Below are 17387 nucleotides of genomic sequence, written 5' to 3'. Positions count from 1 at the left end.
CCCGGCCCTCAGACCGGCGACGACTCCGCCGCCGGGACGACGGGCAACGCGACCACCGCGGCGAATCCGTGGCCGGGCCCGCCGGGACGCGGCAGGCCCTCCTCCAGCCGCAGCTCGCCCCCGGCCGCCCCGACGAGGTCGGCGCAGATGGCCAGCCCCAGGCCGGTCCCGGTCACGTTCTGGTGCCTGGGTGAGCGCCAGAACCGCCGCAGCGCCTGCTCCCGTTCGGCCGGGTCGATGCCCTCGCCGTCGTCGCGGACGGCGATGGTGACGACGGCGCCCGTTGCGGCGGCGCTGACCTGCACCGTCCGCGCGTCCGACAGCCGCAGCGCGTTGCTGATCAGCTCGTCCAGGATGCTGCCCAGCCCGCCCGACGGCTCCAGCAGCCGCAGCCCCGGCGGCACGTCCACCGCCAGCGTCTGCCCCGCGCTCGCCGTCAGCGCCCGCCACCGCTCGACCCGGGTGGCCAGCACCGCGTCGAGGTCCACCGGCGACGCCGTCCGGATGCTCTCCATCCGGGCGCTGGCCTGCAGCGAGTTCAGCATCCGCTGCATCGCCTTCAGCTCGTCGACCGCGACGTCGTACACCTGCTGCCCGTTGCCGCCCGGCCGCAGATGCGGCTCCAGGCTCTCCACAGCCAGCCTGAGGCTGGTCAGCGGGTTGCGCAACTGGTGGGAGGCATCGGACACGAAGGCGCGCTGCCGCTGCACGGCGTTCTCGACCGCGTCCATCATGGTGTTGAACGACTCCGCCAGCCTCCGCAGCTCGGGCGGGCCGGCTTCGGCGTCGGCCCGGATCGTGAGGTCGCCCCGGGAGATGCGCGAGCTCGCGGCGTCCAGCTCGCGCACCGGCCGCAGCACCCAGGCCGACACCGGCCAGGCGACGGCGACCAGCGCGATCAGCGGCAGCAGCCCGAGCCCGGCGAGCTGGGCCCAGCGCAGGAGGATGCGGGAGCGCGTCTTCGACAGGTCGGAGATCGTCACGACGGCGCCGACGACCTCGCTGTCGCGGCCCACCGGCTCGGCGACGACGAAGGCGGAGTCGTCCCAGGGCGCCCATCGTCCGGACGGTTCGGGCCGCGCGCCGGCCAGCGCCGCGGTGACGACCCGGGACGACAACGGCTCGGCCCGCGCCGCCCGCTGGTACGCGACGGCCGGTCCGAGCAGCACCGTGCCCGATTTGTCGATGACCGCGACAGGGATGCCGTACAGCTCGTGGTAGCGCGCCAGCTCCTGCTGGAGCGCCTCGGTGCGCCCGGTGGACAGCGCGGTCTCGGCCAGCGACGCGAACCGGCCGACGTCGTTGAGCCGGTCGACGTACGTCTCCTGCATCTCCCGTTCGGCGACGGTGACGCCGAGCGGGACCCCGAGCGCCGCGACGAGCAGCACCGCGAGGGGCACCAGGACGACGAGCAGGCGGCGGTGCACGGCGTCAGCCGGTCAGCTCCGGCCGGTCGGCCTGGAGCCGATAGCCGACCCCGTGGATCGTACGGATGGGTACGGATTGTCCGAGCTTGTGGCGTAACGCGGCGATGTGGGTGTCCAGGGTGCGGCTGGACGACTCCCAGGTCGCGCCCCAGATCTGGTCGAGGATGACGTCGCGGCTCACCACGTTCGGCGCCCGCCGGGCCAGCAGCAGGAGCAGCTCGAACTCCTTGCGGGTCAGCGCCACGGAGGCGTCGTCGACGGTGACCTCGCGGGTGCCGACGCCGATGCGCATGGGGCCGAGGACGAGCGGCTCGTCCGGGTGGCTCATCGCCCGCGCGACCCGGGTGCGGCGCAGGACGGCGTCGATCCTGGCCAGCAGCTCGGGGATGCCGAACGGCTTGACGATGTAGTCGTCGGCGCCGGCGCGTAAGCCTCGGACGCGTTCGTGCTCCTCCGAGCGGGCCGTCACGGCGATGACGGCGGTTTCGGGGCGGTCGCGCAGCTTGCGGATCACGTGCTGGCCGTCGCCGTCGGGCAGGCCCAGGTCGACGAGCACCACGTCGGACGGGGCGGCGCGCACGGCCTCGGCCGCGGTGGCGATGCGGTGGACCTCGAAGCCCGCCTGGGCCAGGACGGTCGCCAGGCCCCGCGCCACGCGGTCGTCATCCTCGATGATGGTGATCCGCATACCGGATTGTACGGCCCGGATCGGCGCCCGCGTCATCCAGTTCTTGGGATTTCTCTGACATTCGGCGCATTCCTTGGGATTCCTCTGACACCATCGGCGCCCTAGTCAGCCCAGACTGAGGCCGCGCACTGACGAGGAGCCGCGATATGAGAACGACCATCAGATACCGGGCCGCCGCGCGGATGATCGCCGCCATCGGCGTCGTGTCACTCGCCGCCGCCTGTTCCGGCAACGGGGGCACCACCGGCGCCACCGGCGCGACCGACGGCGAAGGCTTCCCCGACCAGAACATCACGATCGTCGTGCCGTTCAGCGCGGGCGGCCCGACGGACACCGTCACCCGTATGATCGCCGAGCCGATGGCCGCCAAGCTGGGCGCGAAGATCGTCGTACAGAACGTCGAAGGCGCCGGCGGCACGGTCGGCGCGGGCGAGGTCGGGCGGGCCGAGCCCGACGGCTACACGGTGCTCATGCACCACATCGGCATGTCGACGGCCCCCGCGCTCTACAAGGACCTGGGCTACCAGCCGCTGGAGAGCTTCGAGACGGTCGGGCTCGTCACCGAGGTGCCGATGACGGTCGTCGCCCGCAAGGACTTCGCGCCCGCGACGCTCCAGGACCTCGTGGCCCACGTGAAGGCGAACGCCGACAAGGTCACGATGGCCAACGCCGGCATCGGCGCCGCGTCCCACCTGTGCGGCCTGCTCTTCCAGACGGCCGCCGGCGTCAAGCTCCAGGAGGTCCCGTACGAGGGCACCGGGCCCGCGCTGACCGACCTCGTCGGCGGCCAGGTCGACTTCATGTGCGACCAGACGACCAACACCAGCGGCCAGATCTCCGCCGGCGAGGTGAAGGCGTACGCGGTCACCACGCCGGAGCGGGTCAAGAGCCTGCCCGACGTGCCCACCACGACCGAGGCCGGGCTGCCCAAGCTGCAGGTCAGCGTGTGGCACGGCCTCTACGTCCCGAAGGGCACGCCGCAGGACGTCGTCCAGAAGCTGTCCGAGGCGCTGAAGGCCGCGCTGGCCGACCAGAAGGTCGTCGACCAGATGGCCAAGCTCGGCACCGCGCCGGTCCCGGCCGAGGACGCGACGCCGCAGGCGCATCGGGCCAAGCTGGAGGAGCAGCTCGGCACCTGGGCGAAGGTCATCGCCGACGCCGGGATCAAGGCCTCCTGAGGTGGAGCGCCGCCGGTCCTTCCCGGACGTCCTCGTCGGGGGGATCTTCATCCTGATCGGTGGCGCGTTCGTGGTGGGGTCGCTCGGCTACGAGCTGGGCACCCCGCTGCGGATGGGCCCCGGCGCCTTCCCGCTGCTGGTCGGCGCGCTCGTGGCCGCCCTGGGCCTGGCGATCGCCGTCAAGGGGCTGGTCGCCGGCGAGGTGATCGCGTTCGGGCCGATCCCCTGGCGCGCGGTCGGCGTCATCGTGCTCGCGCTGCTGTTCTTCGGGTTCACCGTACGGGGTCTCGGGTTCGTGCCGACGTCGGCCGTGACCGCCCTGCTCACCACGCTGGCCAGCAGGCGCGTCCGGCCGCTGATGGCCGTGGCCGTGGCCGCGGGGCTGACCGTGGCCAGCACGCTCATCTTCGTCGTCGGACTACAGCTGCGGCTCCCGCTGTGGGGCCCGTGGCTGGGTTTCTGACGCGGCATCCGGATTGAGGCATGGAACTACTCGACAACCTCGCGCTGGGCTTCTCGACCGCCCTCCTGATCCAGAATGTCCTCTACTGCTTCGTGGGTGTGCTGCTCGGGACGGCGGTCGGCGTGCTGCCCGGCATCGGGCCGACGGCGACGGTGGCGATGCTGCTGCCGATCACGTTCAGCTTCGAGCCGGTGACGGCGCTGATCATGCTGGCCGGCATCTACTACGGCGCGCAGTACGGCGGCTCGACGACCGCCATCCTGATCAACCTGCCCGGCGAGTCGTCGGCGGCGGTCACCGCGCTGGACGGGCACGAGATGGCCCGGCAGGGACGGGCCGGCCCGGCGCTGGCCACCGCCGCCGTCGGGTCCTTCATCGCGGGCACGGTGGCCACCGTCGTGCTGGCCGTCGCCGCCCCGCCGCTGGCCAGGGTCGCGTTGCAGTTCGGGCCCGCCGAGTATTTCTCGCTGGTGCTGCTCGGCCTGATCATGTCGATCGCGCTGGCGCGCGGCTCGGCGCTCAAGGCCCTGGCGATGATCTTCCTCGGCGTGCTGCTGGGCACCGTCGGCCAGGACATCTACACCGGCACCCCCCGGTTCACGTTCGGCCAGCGCGAGCTGTACGGGGGGATCGACTTCGTGTCGGTCGCCGTCGGCATGTTCGGCGTGGCCGAGATCCTGCGCAACCTGGAGAACGAGCAGACCCGCACGGCGATCGTCGGCAAGGTGAAGAACCTGTGGCCCACGCGCGAGGACCGGCGCCGGATCGTCGGCCCGATCCTGCGGGGCACCGGTCTCGGGGCCGCGCTCGGCGTCCTGCCCGGCGGCGGGCACGTGCTGGCCTCGTTCACCTCCTACGCGGTCGAGAAGCGGATCTCGAAGCGGCCGCAGGAGTTCGGGCGCGGCGCGATCGAGGGCGTGGCCGGGCCCGAGTCGGCCAACAACGCCGCCGCGCAGACGTCGTTCATCCCGCTGCTGACGCTCGGGCTGCCCGCCCATCCGGTCATGGCGCTGATGGTCGGCGCGTTCATCGTCCACGGCATCACCCCCGGGCCGAACGTCATCACCGACGAGCCGGACCTGTTCTGGGGGCTGATCGCGTCGATGTGGATCGGCAACGTGCTGCTCGTGCTGCTGAACCTGCCGCTGATCGGGCTCTGGGTGCGGATGCTGCGGATCCCGTACCAGGTGCTGTTCCCGATGATCATCCTGTTCGCGGCGATCGGGACGTACTCGCTGGGGTTCAACGCCTACGACGTGTACGCGATCGTGTTCTTCGGGCTGCTGGGGTACATCCTGATCAAGTGCGGGTGCGAGCCGGCGCCGTTGCTGCTCGGCTTCGTGCTCGGGCCGCTGCTGGAGGAGAACCTGCGGCGGGCGCTCATCATCAACCGCGGCGACGCGTCGGTCTTCCTGACCCGGCCGATCTCGGCGGTGCTGCTGGCCGTGGCGGTGGCGGCGCTCGTGCTCGCCATCCTCCCGGCGATCCGCAAGCGCCGCGAGGTGGTGTTCGCGGAGGACGAGTGAAGGAACGCCGCGACCGCCGGGGTCACCAGGGCTCGGCGGTCCGCCCGTCGGCTTCGAGGCCGTAGCGCAGCAACTGCTGCCAGCCCTGCCGCTCGGCCATCCTCACCAGCGGGTAGCCGTAGCCGGCGTCCGCGACCCGGCGGACCAGTTCCTCGGCCTCGGCCGCCGGTAGCTGCCCGGCCAGGGTCAGCAACGACGTGACCTCGTCGGCGGCGGCCTTACGGCGTGGGGGCTCCGCACCGGCCCACTGTTTCGCCCTGGCCGGGCGCGTCAGCACGGCGGGCAGCGCGTCGGCGGCGCCCGCCTCGGCGACGATGGCGGCGAAGCGTTCCGCGCCTGCCCGGTCTCCCTTCCCGACCCGCCGCAGCGCCATGTCCACGATCTCGGCTGCCGAGCTCGCCGCCGCCGCACGGTAGAGCCGGTCGGCCTCCTCACCGTCACCGGCCTGCTCGCGCAGCCTGGCCAGGTCACGCAGCCCGCCGGTGTCGCCCCGGAGCGCCGCCTGGCGGGCCAGCCGCTCGGCCTTCTCACCGTCGCCGGCCTGCTCGTGCAGCGCGACCAGGGCCCGCAGCGCCGGTCCGTACCCTGCCCGCACCGCGCTCTCGTACAGCCGTACGGCCTGCTCGCGGGCACCGGATGCGAGCCGCAGGCGGGCCAGCGCCGCCAGCGCGTGGCCGTCTCCGTGACGGGCCGCCCGGTGCGCGAGCGACTCGGCGGAAGCGTGGTCGCCCGCCCGTTCGCGCAGGACGGCCAGGGCCCGCAGGGCTCCCGTCCGCCCGTGCTCCGCGGCCAGGACGGCGAGCCGTTCGGCCGCCCGGCCGTCGCCGCCGCGCTCGCGCATCCAGGCGATCGTGCGCAGGGCGCGCGGGTCGCCGATCGCCGCGGCCTCGGCGGCCAGGCGTTCCGCCTCCTCGGTGTGCCCCGCGGCCTCGCACAGGCGGGCCAGTGCCTGCAGCGCGAGCGGGTCTCCCGCGTCCGCGCCCGCCCGGTAGACGCGTACCGCCTCGACGAGGTCCCCCAGCCGCTCGTGCCGTCTGGCGGTGGCCCGGACCGGGGCGTGGTCGGCCGCCAGGAGGTGAAGGCGTTCGGCGTCCCGCCAGGTTCCGGCCCGCCGGGCCAGGGCGCGCAGCGGCTCCATGTCACCGGCGCCGCGGGCGAGGAGCGCGACGTGCTCCGCGCCGGCGGCGTCGCCCGCTTCGGCCCGGCTGAGCGCCAGGCGGCCCAGGACGTGGGTGAGTCCGGCCGCCGCCAGCCCCGGCGCCAGCGGCATGGCGGCCGCGTCGTCCCCGGCGTCCATCCGCAGATGCGCGATCCGGCCCAGCACGCAGAGCCCCGCGTCCTCGAAGACGGCGCTCAGCCGCTCGGCGCCCCGGCGGTCCCCCGCCTTCTCACGTTTCTCCACCAGCCCCTCGGCCTGCCTGCGGAGCGTGAAGGGGTCGTCCTCGGCGGCCAGGGCCAGCCGGGCGTAGTGCTCGCACTCGTCGTCCGCGCGCCAGGCCAGCTCCCACATCGCGGCGACGACGCCCGCGTCGGCGGCGGCCCGGTAGAGCCGGTCCGCCTCGGCCGGATCGTCTGTCACGGACGCCAGGAGCAGGAGCGCGCGTACCTCGCCCGCGTCGGCCGCGAACCGGTACATCCGCCGCTGGCCTTCGGGTTCGCGGGCCTGGGCGAAGGCGCGGGCGAGGTACCACAGCCCCTGCGGGTGCCCGAGGCCGAACGCCCGGGTGGCGAGCCGCTCGGCGCCGGTGACGTCCCCGCCCTCCCAGCGGAGCTCGGTGAGCCGTGCCACGACGGCGTCGCCGGCCACGAGGGCGAGCCGTTCCGCCTCGGCGTGGTCGCCCGCCTCCTCCCGGCACATCGCCAGGCTGTAGAGCCCGCCGGCGTCCCCGGCCGCCGCCCCGATCCGGTAGAGGCGTTCGGCTCCCTCCCGGTTCCCGCCCGCCTCCAGGTCGACCGCGACCGAGTACAGCGCGCGGAACCGGCCCGCGGCCGCGGCCCGGCGGGCGAGCAGGGCCGCGTGGCGGTGACGCAGCCGGTGCCCGGCGGCGGCGGACAGGGCGTAGAGGTCCTCCGGCGAGGTGACGTGCCGGGCCGCCGCCTGCCAGAACCCCTCGGGCGGGACCTCGAACCGGCGGGTCTCCCGGCCGTGCTGTTCGAGGTAGTCGGCCAGCCGGCAGGTCGGCTCGTCAGCGGGTTCGCCCGGGCGCGGCCGGTTGGGGGTGAGCGGCCCGGCCACGCCCCGGCACGGGGCGGACGTGTAGTCCAGAGCACGTTCCAGCCAGTCGTCGCCGGCCTCGTTCCATTCCTGGTCGGTGAGGTAACCGGGGGCGGCGTCGCGGAGCAGCCCGAGCGGCAGCGCGGCTCCCGTCCCGAGGCGGCGGGCGTCCATCGCCACCTGGATCAGCGCGCGGGCCGAGGCGGGAGCATTGTGGTAGCGCTCCAGAAGCACCGGGACGCCCGCCAGATACTGGGTGATCCGCCCCTGCTCGGCCCCGTCCAGGGCCTGGCGGAGCTGGGGGTCGGCGGTCGCCGCGTCCCGGACGGTGGACAGCTCCGCGGCGGAGAAGGTCGCGCGCACCCGGATCGCGCTGCCGGTGAGCAGGCGGCGGCTGCGTTCGTACGGGTCCTCGTCCTCGGGGCGGGGCGGCGTGGTGAGCGCGTCCCAGTGTTCCGGCCACAGCGTCCCCAGCACCAGGACCGGCGCCCGCTCCGGGTCGTGGAGCAGTTCGCGTAACCGGCCGGCGACGTGGTCGGCCTTGAGGAGGAACCGCTGCGACTCGTTGAGCCACACGACGGTACGCGGCCCGACGCCCTCCGACTCGGCCAGGAACGTCTCCGTGAACTCCGGCGCCCACAGCCGCCAGCCCCCCGGCAGCGGCTTCAGGCATTCCCAGCAGGCGCGCGTCTTGCCCACCGAGGACTCGCCCACCAGGACGGCCAGCCCGCTCCTGCCCTCGGCCGCGCGCCGCACGACCTCCGCCAGGCGGTGGTCGTGCTCCCTGGGGATGTACGGGGGCAGCTCGGGAAGGCCGCCGTGCCCAGTGACCTCGATGGCCTGGTGCACGCCGAGCGCGAACGGGTCGATCACCCGGTCCAGCGGCCTGCCCGGTGGGGAGGCCGCGCCGTCGGGCGGGCGCCGCTCGTCCCGAGCCGCCTCGACCAGGTCGCTCCACTGCTGCCGGTTCGCCTTCACCCCGGCCCACTCGCTCCAGAGCGCGATGAGATCCCAGACGCGGTCGGCGTCGACGGGCACCCGCCTCCTGACGGGATCGGGGTGCAGCCACGTGGCGATGCGCTGGTCGTGAAGGGTGAAGCCGTGGCGGTTCCGCAGCTCGCGCACGGCCGCCTTGCGCGAGGCCGGCTCGCCCCTGGCCTTACGGGCACCGCGGGCCCGAGCCTCCAGCGCCGCCAGCGCGTCGCGCAGCCGCTGCCCGGCCCGTCCGGCACTGCCCGCGTCGCCCGCAGCGGGCGATGCGGGCGCGCCCTCAGCCGGCCACGTTGCGCCTTCCATCCTCATCGCCCGCATTTCCCGTGCGCCGCCGCATTCCTGATCCATTGTTGCCCTGCTTGCACCTCCTGGACGAGAAGATGAGGAGAACCCATGGCCGAAAAGCGCGGAACCATCGTCAGGCTCAGCCGTACCGCCCTGTTCGCCCTGGTCCGCGGCCTCAGCGCCGCAGCCGGATCGGCGCTGGTCGGACTGGCGATCTGGTGGCTGCAGCACCGATGACGAGTGCCGCGGAGCTCAGCCGAACACGATGGCCAGGATGACCGCGATCACCACGAACGCCAGCGTGCCGCCCGCGACCAGCATCAGCGCGATCATGCACCCCATGCCGTTCCACGGCTGGGGTGCGGGTCCGAGGGCGCCCCGGGAGTAGGCGAACACGGGCGCGCGGTATTCGACGTCGAGCGCCGCCCCCGGCTGGAGCCAGATGGTCAGGTCCGCGGGGCCGATCTGCGCGGGGAGAAGGTAGGGCAGGTGGACGTGCAGGTGATACTGGCCCGGCGGGAGCGGGATCACGTTGCGCCCCCACCGGCCCAGCATCCGGTGACCGTTGAGCACGATCGACGGCGTGATCATGGACAGCGCGAAACCGAACCAGTGCCGCTTCACATCGAGGACCAGGTGCGCCTGCCCCGGAGGCGGCTGGTTCCAGGGGGTGTGGGGCATAGGGGGATGCATGGGGCTCATGGTACTGCTGGGGCGTATATTCCAGGTTTACCGGCGAACGGTCAGAACGGCACCACCACGAAGCGGCCCCAGGCCACGAACGCGGCCAGGACGAGCAGGGCCACGGTCACCGCGACGCCCTGCCACTCGCGGCGCCGCAGGTGGGTGACTGCCGCACCGGCCATCAGCAGCGCCAGGCCGACGGCGGCCAGCGGCACCAGGACGGGCGCGACGCCGAGCACGGCGGGCAGGACCAGCCCCACGGCGGCCAGGACCTCCAGGGCGCCGACGAGCTTGATGACGCCGGGGCTGAAGACCTCCATGACCGCCATGGCGGAGACCAGCTTCTCCTTGGTCAGGGCCAGTTGCAGGACGCCTCCGACCAGGAAGTCCGCCGCCAGCAGTCCGGCGATGATCCACAAGGCGATGTCCATCAGGGTTCTCCCTCGCTAGCAGTTCGTTCCGGACGTACGACGACGCAGCCCCGCGAAAGGTCAGGCCTCACAGTTGGGCAGGCTGTCTCGTCGTAGTGATGAGGGGCAGACGCGACCGAGGGAGCCCGCATGACCAGCCCATCCGATCCGAGCCTGAGCGCGATCATGAGTGAGCGGCGTCAGCTGATCAATCTCGCCTACCGGCTCCTCGGCTCGCTGGCCGACGCCGAGGACGTGGTGCAGGAGACGTACGCCCGCTGGTACGCGATGTCCCGCGACCAGCAGGACGCCATCGGCTCCCCCGGCGCCTGGCTCACGAAGGTCGCCAGCCGCATCTGCCTCGACCTGCTCGGCTCGGCGCGGGCCAGGCGCGAACGCTACGTGGGCGAATGGATCCCGGAGCCGCTGCCCGACCTCACCGACGGCGGGTCCGGTGGGGATCCGGCCGACCGGGTCACGCTCGACGAGTCGGTCAACATGGCCTTCCTCGTCGTGCTCGACGCGATGAGCCCGGCGGAGCGGGTCGCGTTCATCCTGCACGACGTCTTCCGCTATCCCTTCTCCGAGGTGGCCGAGATCGTGGGTCGCACGCCGGCGGCCTGCCGTCAGCTGGCGTCCTCGGCCCGGCGGCGCATCCGCGCGTCGGAGGGACCGGCGACCCCGGCGGCGCAGCGGGCCGGCATCGTCAGGGAGTTCAAGCAGGCGTGGGAGGCCAAGGACATCGACGCGCTCATCGGGCTCCTCGATCCCGACGCGACGGGCGTCGCCGACGGCGGCGGCCTGGCCAGCGCCGTGTTCAGCCCGATCCACGGCGGCGAGGAGATCGCGCGCGTCTTCGTCGACATCGCCCGCCGGGCGCCCACGCTGACGGTTCTGGAGCGCACGGTCAACGGTCAGCCGGGGCTGGTGGCGGAGCTGGACGGCGCCCTCGCCGTGGTGGTGGCCTTCGACGTCGCAGGTGACCGGATCAAGCGCATCTGGGCAGTTCGGAACCCGGAGAAGCTCCGCCCCTGGACAGCCGGCTGACGCACGACCAGTCCTTTACCGCCCCTGATTCCTATGTCAAGCTTCAGCGACAGGGTGGAAGAGGGTGCGATGCGCGAGGGAATCGCCGACCTGCTCGCCGTTGTGCGTTGCTGGCGAATGGCCCTGGCCCTGCCGACCGCCGCGCGATCCGCCTTCGCCGACAGCGAGGAGGCGATGTCCCACTTCCGGGGCGTTATCACCCCCATTGTTGAGGACATTTACCCAAGCCCCGAAAAGAGGCGAGAAATCACCATCTCGCTGAATGTCACCAGCATGACGGTGAATTTCGTGGTCGCGAACTACGCGCGCATGGCGGGCCTGCCGTTCGACGCCGAACTTTCGGTGCTCGGCGGGGCGTTCGCCCGGCTCTACGACGACATGATCGACAACATCGACGACGCCGCCATGGACGAACGCCTGGCCGGCCTCTTCCGCGGCGACGGCATCGAGCCCGCCACCGACTCCGAACAGCTCCTGAGCAGGCTGCACGCCGCCATCGACGAGCGCCTGGCCCGTCCGGCCGACGCGCCCATCCACGGCATGCTCCTGGCGCTCCACGAGCACCAGCTCGCCTCGCGCGGGCAGCGCGATCCCGGCATCTCCCGGGACGACCTGGGCAAGATCACCCGGGGCAAGGGCGGCCTGGCCAACGTGACCCTCCTCGCCCTGGTGCAGCCGCGCATGAGCACCGAGGAACGCGAGCTGATCATGGAGCTGGGCGAGGCGTTCCAGCTGCTCGACGACTACCTCGACCAGGACGAGGACCGCCGCGACGGCATCTTCACGCCGATCACCAGGGGCGAGGCCACCCTGGCCGACGTCGGGGCCCGGATGCGCGCCTTACGCCCCAAGCTGGCCGCCCACTACGGCGCCGGGCCCGTCCGCCCCTTCCTGTCGATGCTGTTCCTCATGATGGGCGCCATCTGCGTCAAGCGGCACTGGCTGCCTGACCGGGTGCGTCGCAGGCCCACCCGGGCGCGTAAGCCCAAGGCCGCCATCTGGTCGCTCGTGGGCGACGCGGAGGCCGCGACCCCGAGACGACCGTGAGGCACCGCCATGCGTCACAAGACCGCCGTCATCGTCACCCTGGTCTCCCTGGTGATCCTGGTCATCAGCGTCACGTGGGGCGTCAACGCCATCGCCGACGGCAACGACAGGACCGAGCCGATCCTCGCGCTGGCCTCGTTCGTGGTCAGCGCGCTGGCCATGCTGGTGTCACTGCGCCAGTCCGGCGGCGCGCCCACCGGGCCGGTGACGCAGGAGCAGGCCGAGGGGCACGCGACGACGCTGGCGGCGGAGGTCAAGGCGCTGACCGCCGCCGAGGCCAACATCCGGGGCCTGGTCGAGGACCAGCTCGATCCGGTCAGCTGGGCGGTGCACGCGGCCCCGGCCGCCGGCGACGCGCTCGCGGCCGCGCTGCCGGAGGGCGGCGACCTGTCGCGGCTCATCGACGGCTTCGCCGCCTGCTCGGGACGGCGGAGGCTGGTGGTCGTCGGCGATCCCGGCTCCGGCAAGACCAGCTTGAGCCTGCTGCTGACGCTGGCGCTCACCGAGCCCGTCTCCTCCCGCCCGATCCCGGTCCTGCTTCCGCTGTCGTCGTGGGAGCCGGGGACGACGCTGCGCGAGTGGATCAGCAGTCGCATGATCGAGGAGTACCCGTTCCTGCTGTCCGACCCGCCGCTGCGGCCGGGCAGGACGGTCGAGGCGCTCTTCCACCGCGAGCTGGTGCTGCCCGTCCTCGACGGCCTGGACGAGATCGCGGCCGAGCGGCGTGAGGCGGCACTGCGCGCGATCGACGAGGACACCTGGACCCGCTCCTACGTGCTGACCAGCCGCACCGGGGTGTTCACGGCCGCGGACGCCCGCCTGCTCCACCGCCCGCTGGTGGTGCGGCTGCTGCCGGTCGAGGCCGTGGCCGCGGCCCGCTTCCTCACCGAGCGCGGCGACGGCGAGCGGCTCGGCCCGCTGCTGACGGCCCTGTCCGAGCGTCCCGACGGGCCGCTCGCGGCCGCGCTCAGCACGCCGTTCATGCTCTTCCTCGCCCTCACCCACTACCGGTACGGCAGGCCGCTGCCGGCAGCGCTGCTGGCCGAGGGCACCCGCGAGGAGATCGAGCACCATCTGATCAGCGCCCTGATCACGACCGTCTTCGCGCCCGACCCGAACCGGCGCGGCATCGCCTGGAACCCGGACAGGGCGGAGAAGTGGCTGGCGTTCCTCGCCGCCCACCTGCGCAAGCTCGGCACCACGGAGCTGGCCTGGTGGGAGATGCACAAGGCGGTGCGCCGCTGGGTCTTCCGCATCCAGGCGACCGTGCTGGGCGCGGCGGGCTGCGCGCCGCTGGGCCTGCTCATCTTCGGCCTGTTCGGCCGTCCCTGGTTCGGGCTGCTGTTCGGCCTGGTGGTGGGCGCGGTGGGCGCCACGGTGACGTCCTCCGCCCGGCAGGAGCCGCCCCGCCAGGCCGCGCCCGGCCTGCTCAACCAGCGCGTCACCGCCCGTTCGCTGACGCGCAGCGCGGTCTTCGGCGGCATCGGCGCCGTCACGGGCGCGCTGATCGTCGGGATCCTGTACGCCGGGCCCGGCTACACGGTGTTCAGCGCGGTGGCGTTCGGCCTGTGTTTCGGCGTCGCCCGCCTGATCAACCTGCCCGCCGTGCCGACCCAGGCGGGCACCCCCGACGGGTTCCTGCGCAACGAGCGGATCGCGGTGCTGTACGGCTGGGGCCTGGGCGCGGTGTCCGGCCTGCTGATCGGCGGGGTGCTCGGCTTCTCCATGAAGGACGCGCTGCGCGGGAACATCCGCCAGGAGCTGGAACGTCAGGGCGCCTGGATCCTGACTCTGGACACGTGGCAGCACACCCTGCTCGGCGCGGGCGTCGGCGCGGTGCTCGCGATGGGCGGGCTCGGCATGATCGTGCAGGCGACGAGCGCGCTGGGCCGCTTCACCACGACGCGGCTCTGGCTGCGGCTCGACGGGCGCACCCCGCTGCGGCTGATGACGTTCCTGCGTGAGGCGTACCGGCGTGGCATCCTGCGGCGGACGGGCCCGTACTACCAGTTCAGGCATCAGCTCCTGGAGGAATATCTGTCCCGACCGCGATCCGGACCGGGCCGGACAGCACCCAGTGCGTCGTCCGGCTCGGACTCCCCCGCTCCCCCGGAGCCGGACGGCCGACGTACCTCGCTTCAGGAAACCTGATCGTGGCCGCGCCCGGGTGCCGGCCGGGCCGGACGAGCACCAGCTCGGCCAGCTCCCGGCGCACCCGGGTCACTCCCCAGTCGGCGCCGGGCGCCGGCTGGTAGGCGAACTCCACCACCGCCTGCGCCGACGGCTCGTCCCGGCAGCGGCGCAGCAGGCGGGCCACGTCCTCGGCGCGGGTCAGGTCATAGACCCTGGCGCGCTCCCCCACCGCCCGCACGGCCAGGCGGAGCACCTCGAAGGAATGCGCCCGCAGCGCCGCCGTCTCCGCGGCCAGCCATTCCGGTTCGAACGCGTGCTGGCGCCTCTCGTACAGGCCGACGGTGAGCATCCGGACGGCGACATAGGCCAGCAGCAGCGCGTAGGCGGCGCCGGCCACGCCGCGCAGTTCGGGTCGCACCGCCGGCGGCAGCGCGGCGGCGAGCAGCAGCGCGGCCGCCCAGCGGGCCGTCCGCGCCCGGACGCGCGCGAATTCGGGGCCGTGCGACCCGAGGATCGCCTTCCTGAACACGGTGGCCACCGGGCCCGCGGGAACCAGCGGAATGGGCAGGTCCGGGCGGGCGAACTCGGGCCGGTAACGCGGAACCGTCACGACCCCAGTATCTCTCCCGTCCGCGATCCGCCAACGGCACGCTTCAGAAGTACTGCGTCCAGCCGGGGCCGAGCGGGGTCCGGGTGCCGAACTGGTTGGCGCCCTTGCCGTTCCAGAGCTGGAGTGTGCCGTCGAGCACGGCGGCGAGGTCGGTGTGCCCGTCCCTGTTGACGTCGCCCAGCGACATCAGCGTGCTCACGTACGGCGTCCATCCCGGGCCGAGCGCGACGGCGTCGGAGAACTCGTTCGCGCCCTCGCCGTTCCAGACGTACAGCCTGCCGCTGTCCTTCCTGACCGCCATCAGGTCGCCGATGCCGTCGCCGTCGAAGTCACCGCCGATGGGACGGCTGTAGGACGTCCAGCCGCCGCCGATGGGCGTGGCGCTGGAGAAGCCGTTGGCCCCCTTGCCGTTCCACACGTACAGGGTGCCGTCGCTGACGGCGCCGATGTCGGTGCGGCCGTCCCCGTTCACGTCGCCGAGTGACGTCAGCGTGCTCGCATAGGGCTCCCAGCCCGGGCCGAGCTCGATGGCCCCGCCGAAGCTGTTGGCTCCCTTGCCGTTCCACACGTGCAGCGTGCTGGTGTCCTTCTTGACCGCCAGCAGATCGCTGATGCCGTCGCCGTTGAAGTCACCCGCGATCGGGCGGCTGTAGGGTCCCCAACCACCCCCGAGGGGAGTCCTGGTGGAGAAGTTGTTGGAGCCCTTGCCGTTCCAGACGTTGAGCGTCCCGGTGGCCGCCGAGAAGATGTCGCTCACTCCGTCGGCGTTGAAGTCCGCGCCCTGCGCGCCCGCCGACGACGACGTCATCGCGGCATGGTGCGACTTGAGCTCGCTCGCCGACAGCTCGCGGTTGTAGATGGCGAACTTGCCGATCGCGCCCTTGAAGTACGAGGCTCCGTCCCGGGTGCCGACGCGGACCGGGGCGGACCCGGGCTTGGGCTTGACGATGACCTCGTCGGCGGTGCCGGGGCGGTAGGCCAGGTGGTCGGTGCCCGCGAGCACGCCGTCGCGGTAGATGCGCACCTTGCCGTACGTGCCTTCGGCGGTGTCGAAGGTGATCGCGTAATGGATCCACTGGTTGGCCTTCACCGGCTGCTGGAAGTACGCCCCGGCGCCGTAGCCGCCGTCGAGGTTCCAGGCGTATCCGGAGATGCGGTTGGGGCGGTTCTCGTCGTTCTTCTTCGAGTACATGCGGCCGGCCCACTCGCGGTTCCCGCCGCTGTGCGACTTCGTGCCCTTGCCCATGAAGTAGACGTAGCCGGTCTGCTCCTCCTTGGAGAACTGCAGGGTCTGCGGCATGATCCAGGCTTCCACCGTGAACTTGCCCGTGGTGGAGATGTGGAACGGCTTGGCGTTGGGGACCTCGAAGTATCCGGACGACCCGTTGAAGACCGACGCGCCGTCACCGTTCGGGAGCTGGACCGAACTGGTGACGTTGCGGAACGTGCCCACGTGACCGTGACCCGTCCGGTCGGTCTCCTTGCCGTGCGAGGGGTGCGACAGCCGCCAGTAGGCGGCCGGCTTGTCGGAGAGCACCGCCTTGTCGTAGGCGCTCAGCCCGCCGGGCTGGGCGGAGGCGGACGCCGGGACGGCCGCCGCCGACATCACCAGCACGGCGGCGCCGACGCAGGCTGCCAGGACGGGTCTTGCTGGCACCATGAGTGCCCACCTTCCGGATCAAGGGATCTGCTCGGCGGAGCACTCTATGGCGGGCCGGTATGTCGCCGGTATGTCGTCAGCGCCTGCCGCCGAACTCCCAGAGATGCACCTCCACGCGCTCATACAGCCCGGCCCGGCCGCAGGGGCCGTCCGGCAGCACGGCTTCGGCGGCCTCGCGGTCGGGCAGCTCGGCCATCAGGGCGGTGCCCATCCATTCGCCGCCGTCCTCGGACAGCAGCGAGCCGCCGACGATCATGCGGTCGCCTAGGTCGGCGCCGGTGAGATAGCGGTGGTAGTCGTCGCTCAGGCTCTCGCGGGCGGCGGCCGTTCCGAGCTTGGCGTGGCCGATGATGAGGAACCGCTGATAGCCGTCGACGCCGCCGGTGTAGTCCCACATCCTGCGTCCGACCATGGTGCGCCAGCGGCGTATGAGCACCTCGCCGTAGACGCCGGCCCGGTAGTTCGGCTCGTCGAACGCGAACGACCACGCGGCGGCGGCGTCGGGCAGGTCGACGACGTGCAGGCTGCCGGTCGGCGTCTCGTCGGCGAGGAACGTCGGGCCCCGCGCGATCATCGTCTCGCCGTGGGGGTCCATGAACGACCAGTGCGCCTCGATGAGCTCGTCTCGCAGCGGCATGGAGCCCGCCCGGTCCCGGCAATAGAAGAAATACTCCATTGAGGGATCATATGGACAATTCCTCTGCCCACCACCACCGACAGGACCACGAGGGCGAGCACCAGCGGCACCGTCAGCCCGGCCTGGGCCGCCGCCGCCCAGTCGCCGCCATCGCCGCCGGCACCGCCCCCGCCAACACCGCTGCCGTCGCCGAGCCAGGCCAGCAGCACCGTCCCGGTGAGCGTGCCGCCGAGCACGCCGCCGGCCTCCTGGACGGTCCCGAGCACTCCGGCCGCCGCCCCCGCGCGGGCCTGCCGTACCGACGCCAGCACGCCGGAGAGCAGCGGGGACATCAGCAACCCCATCCCGGCCCCCGCCACGGCCCCCGCCCCCGCCAGCCAGTAC

14 protein-coding genes and 1 pseudogene are annotated in these 17387 nt (G+C 72.7%); 7 read left to right on the top strand and 8 right to left on the bottom strand.

The annotated features are described in order from the left end of the window. Positions 1-8: 8 nt before the first annotated feature. Both ADY59_RS31450 and ADY59_RS31445 read right to left on the bottom strand, forming a co-directional pair. Positions 9-1427, bottom strand: a complete 1419-nt coding sequence (locus ADY59_RS31450; RefSeq protein ID WP_049569714.1) for a sensor histidine kinase — start codon at positions 1425-1427, stop codon at positions 9-11. Positions 1428-1431: 4 nt separating this feature from the next. Next, positions 1432-2115 carry a response regulator transcription factor gene (locus ADY59_RS31445; RefSeq protein ID WP_049569711.1) on the bottom strand — a complete coding sequence of 228 codons (684 nt, stop codon included), beginning with the start codon at positions 2113-2115 and terminating at the stop codon, positions 1432-1434. A 146-nt stretch (positions 2116-2261) separates the two neighbouring features. Here ADY59_RS31445 and ADY59_RS31440 point away from each other — a divergent pair, with 146 nt between their 5' ends. Genes ADY59_RS31440 through ADY59_RS31430 form a run of 3 tightly spaced genes read left to right on the top strand, consistent with a single transcriptional unit; the run spans position 2262 to position 5282 of the window. After that, a complete protein-coding gene (locus tag ADY59_RS31440) occupies positions 2262-3293 on the top strand; it encodes a tripartite tricarboxylate transporter substrate-binding protein (protein WP_082310550.1) in 1032 nt (343 codons plus the stop codon). 1 nt (position 3294) lies between these two features. Further along, a complete protein-coding gene (locus ADY59_RS31435) occupies positions 3295-3756 on the top strand; it encodes a tripartite tricarboxylate transporter TctB family protein (protein WP_053175309.1) in 462 nt (153 codons plus the stop codon). Positions 3757-3776: 20 nt separating this feature from the next. Beyond that, positions 3777-5282: a tripartite tricarboxylate transporter permease gene (locus ADY59_RS31430; protein ID WP_049569708.1), complete on the top strand. Its 1506-nt coding sequence runs from the start codon at positions 3777-3779 to the stop codon at positions 5280-5282. A gap of 22 nt (positions 5283-5304) precedes the next feature. On the opposite strand, the gene ADY59_RS31425 is transcribed toward ADY59_RS31430, so the two are convergent. Continuing rightward, positions 5305-8793 (bottom strand): hypothetical protein, encoded by a 3489-nt coding sequence (locus tag ADY59_RS31425; RefSeq protein ID WP_156325852.1) that lies wholly within the window; start codon positions 8791-8793, stop codon positions 5305-5307. Between the two features lie 90 nt (positions 8794-8883). On the opposite strand from ADY59_RS31425, the gene ADY59_RS53490 reads away from it, so the two are divergent. Further along, complete coding sequence (locus ADY59_RS53490; RefSeq protein ID WP_269433655.1) at positions 8884-9012, top strand: hypothetical protein; 129 nt, start codon at positions 8884-8886, stop codon at positions 9010-9012. Between the two features lie 15 nt (positions 9013-9027). Here ADY59_RS53490 and ADY59_RS31420 read toward each other — a convergent pair whose 3' ends face one another. Together ADY59_RS31420 and ADY59_RS31415 are read right to left on the bottom strand one after the other, a co-directional pair. Continuing rightward, positions 9028-9468: a hypothetical protein gene (locus tag ADY59_RS31420; RefSeq protein ID WP_156325851.1), complete on the bottom strand. Its 441-nt coding sequence runs from the start codon at positions 9466-9468 to the stop codon at positions 9028-9030. A gap of 50 nt (positions 9469-9518) precedes the next feature. After that, on the bottom strand, positions 9519-9890 hold the full coding sequence (locus ADY59_RS31415) for a DoxX family protein (RefSeq protein ID WP_049569701.1): 372 nt from the start codon (positions 9888-9890) through the stop codon (positions 9519-9521). A gap of 129 nt (positions 9891-10019) precedes the next feature. On the opposite strand from ADY59_RS31415, the gene sigJ reads away from it, so the two are divergent. The 3 genes from sigJ to ADY59_RS31400 all read left to right on the top strand — a co-directional run bounded on the left by sigJ (position 10020) and on the right by ADY59_RS31400 (position 14114). Further along, positions 10020-10916, top strand: a complete 897-nt coding sequence (sigJ, locus tag ADY59_RS31410; protein ID WP_049569699.1) for an RNA polymerase sigma factor SigJ — start codon at positions 10020-10022, stop codon at positions 10914-10916. A gap of 273 nt (positions 10917-11189) precedes the next feature. After that, positions 11190-11963 carry a class 1 isoprenoid biosynthesis enzyme gene (locus ADY59_RS31405; protein WP_049569696.1) on the top strand — a complete coding sequence of 258 codons (774 nt, stop codon included), beginning with the start codon at positions 11190-11192 and terminating at the stop codon, positions 11961-11963. A 9-nt stretch (positions 11964-11972) separates the two neighbouring features. After that, positions 11973-14114, top strand: coding sequence for a hypothetical protein (locus ADY59_RS31400; protein ID WP_049569693.1), 2142 nt, complete (start codon positions 11973-11975; stop codon positions 14112-14114). A gap of 635 nt (positions 14115-14749) precedes the next feature. Here ADY59_RS31400 and ADY59_RS31395 read toward each other — a convergent pair. The 3 genes and pseudogenes from ADY59_RS31395 to ADY59_RS51725 form a co-directional block, all read right to left on the bottom strand. Next, positions 14750-16366 (bottom strand): FG-GAP-like repeat-containing protein, encoded by a 1617-nt coding sequence (locus ADY59_RS31395; RefSeq protein ID WP_082310549.1) that lies wholly within the window; start codon positions 16364-16366, stop codon positions 14750-14752. 76 nt (positions 16367-16442) lie between these two features. Next, positions 16443-17003, bottom strand: coding sequence for a YciI family protein (locus ADY59_RS31390; protein ID WP_231618988.1), 561 nt, complete (start codon positions 17001-17003; stop codon positions 16443-16445). Continuing rightward, a pseudogene (locus tag ADY59_RS51725) lies at positions 16937-17387 on the bottom strand (hypothetical protein); the annotation flags it as partial. The gene ADY59_RS31390 and the pseudogene ADY59_RS51725, both read right to left, overlap by 67 nt.

The organism is Nonomuraea sp. SBT364 (assembly GCF_001083785.1).
In the GTDB taxonomy this organism is placed as follows: Bacteria; Actinomycetota; Actinomycetes; order Streptosporangiales; family Streptosporangiaceae; genus Nonomuraea.
This window is presented reverse-complemented; position numbering and strand designations above follow the sequence as displayed.